The organism is Terrabacter sp. P5_B1, from assembly GCF_056400505.1.
This window is the reverse complement of the sequence record NZ_JBFULD010000466.1, coordinates 1-2,361: the sequence shown is the minus strand read 5'-3', so window position 1 is coordinate 2,361 and position 2,361 is coordinate 1. Positions and strand designations below refer to the sequence as shown.

Here is a 2,361-nt window from a genome sequence, read left to right as displayed (position 1 = left end):
CGGTAGGCGCGACGCAGGGCCGCCTTCGCGACGGCCTTGACGTCGGTCCCACCGGACGTGCCGGTCGCCGGAGCCGCGGGAGTCGCCGGAGCCGCCGTGGCGGCCGCCGCCTTCGTCTTCTGTCCCTCGTAGGGGAAGGGCTGCCAGAGCTCGTTCAGGCCGGCAGTGGGGTCGTCCATGACCTCGGCGGGAAGGTCACGCAGGCGCAGTCCCGCGTCCTTGGCAGCCTGGCGGGCCGCGTCGTCGTAGGGGCGCATGCGCCATGCGTCGACGAGGTACTTGCGGGTCTTGGTGTAGTCCGCATAGCGCTTTGCGTGCTTGTCGTCGGCGCCGATGTGCGCGAAGAGGGCGATGCGGTCGCCATCGGCCTCCGCAACCTCATCCGGCTTGAACCGGTCGTGCTCGTTGGGCATCGGGAACGGCGCCTCGGGGTCCTTGAGCAGCATGCCGTTGCCGGAGTGCGTGATGCGCATGCTCCACACGGCGAGGTCGCCCGGCTTGGTCTTGGCGTACTGCACCTCGCCCTCGGTCGTGTTGCACAGGTCGTGCGAGCCGACGCGCAGGTTCAGGCCGCCGGTGTGCTCGGAGTGGTCCTGGCAGTAGATGCCGAAGCGCAGCTGCGTGTAGCGGTCGGCCCAGTCGGGGGCCTGGGGGTCGACGCGGTCGGCGTTGTCCTTGTGCCACCCCTTCTGGGTGCCGTTGATCGTGAAGGAGCTGTCGCCGGTGTAGACGAGGTCGTCGGTGCCGAGCAGCTTGCGCGCCACCGCGGCCATGCGACCGTCGGTGATGACGCTGCGCAGGCGCGGGTTGGCCAGGAGATCGCCTCCGAACCCGCGGGAGGCGTACGCGGCCTCGCGGAAGGCCGCGATCTCCTCCGGCGTGTAGACGTTCGGGAGGATCGCGTATCCGCGTTCCCAGAACTTGTCGACGTCAAGGGCGTCGATGGCTTCCTCGAGGGCTGGTGCCGTCATGGAAATGGTCCTCCTGCAACGAGTGAGCTGCTCGTCCGGGTGGGGGGAGATACCTCGTCAGTTGACGTCTCGTTCGAGGCTAGCAGCGAGCATGCTGGCCCAACGCTCAACGAAAAGGCCGGGCGTTTGCGGGAGGGCCAGACGTCGTCGTGGGACCGCCGGACGCGTGTGGGAGAGTGGCGCACGAACCGCTGCGACGTCGCGTGAGGAAGGTGAGCATGTCGGCCCGTCTCGTCCCTCCCGGTGCCCGGGAGCTGCCCGCGCTGACCGAGCTGCGTCTGGGGGTTCGCGCTTTCCTGGCCGAGCAGGTCGCTGCGGGGGCCTTCGTGCCACACGTCGACACGTGGCTGACCCGCTGGGACCGCGATTTCACCCGTGAGCTGGGCCGGCGGGGCTGGCTCGGCATGGTCATCCCGAGGGAGTACGGCGGTCAGGGTCGCACCTACCTCGAGCGGTTCGTCGTGACCGAGGAGCTGCTCGTCGTCGGTGCCCCCGTCGCCGCGCACTGGGTCGCGGAGCGCCAGATCGGGCCGTCGCTGCTGCGCTACGGCACCGAGGAGCAGAAGCAGGCGTTCCTGCCCGGGATCGGCCGCGGCGAGATCGTGTTCGGCATCGGCATGAGCGAGCCGGACTCGGGCTCGGACCTGGCTAGCGTGCGGACGCGGGCGGACCGGGTCGACGGCGGTTGGCGGCTGACCGGGACGAAGGTGTGGACCTCGGGGGCGCACGTGGCGGACGCCTTCTTCGCGCTCGCCCGGTCGGCGCCTCTCGATCCGGCCCACCGGCACGGGGGGCTGAGCCAGTTCATCGTCGACCTGCGCGCCCCGGGCGTGACGATCCGCCCGATCGTCTCGATGGGTGGCGAGCACCACTTCAACGAGGTGCACCTCGACGGGGTGTTCATCCCTGATGACCGGGTGCTCGGGGAGGTCGGCGGGGGCTGGGCCCAGGTGACCTCCGAGCTCGGTTTCGAGCGCAGCGGCCCGGAGCGGGTGCTGTCGACCTTCCAGCTCCTGGCCGCCGCCGCGCAGGCCATGGACGAGGGGCGCCTGCCCACCGATCCGGGCCTCGGCCGGCACGTCGCGCGCGTCGCGGCCCTGCACCACATGTCGTTCGCCGTGTCCACGGCGCTCGAGAACCACGAGGACGCCGACACGGCCGCTGCCGTGGTCAAGGTGCTCGGCACGACGGGGGAGGGCGACATCGCCGACTACGTCGACACCCTGACCGCGTCGGGGTGGGCGCTCGACGACGAGCTCGACACGCTGCTGCACGCCGCGATCCTGCAGCGGCCCGGCTTCACCCTGCGCGGCGGCACGAACGAGATCCTGCGCGGCGTCATCGCCCGCGGGCTGGGGCTGCGCTGATGACCGACCGCCCCGAGCAGCAC

General features: G+C 71.0%; 2 protein-coding genes. One reads left to right on the top strand and one right to left on the bottom strand.

Going from position 1 to position 2,361, the window contains the following annotated elements; translation table 11 throughout:
* Window positions 1–971 (bottom strand): phytanoyl-CoA dioxygenase family protein (locus AC1DP0_RS20925; protein WP_478088319.1); only part of this gene is annotated, 971 nt, incomplete at its 3' end.
* Window positions 972–1,189: 218 nt separating this feature from the next.
* Between AC1DP0_RS20925 and AC1DP0_RS20920 the strand changes: the two genes are divergently transcribed.
* The gene (locus AC1DP0_RS20920) at window positions 1,190–2,338 is read left to right on the top strand and encodes an acyl-CoA dehydrogenase family protein (protein ID WP_478088317.1); all 1,149 of its coding nucleotides are present in this window, start codon (window positions 1,190–1,192) and stop codon (window positions 2,336–2,338) included.
* The last annotated feature ends 23 nt before the right edge of the window (window positions 2,339–2,361 follow it).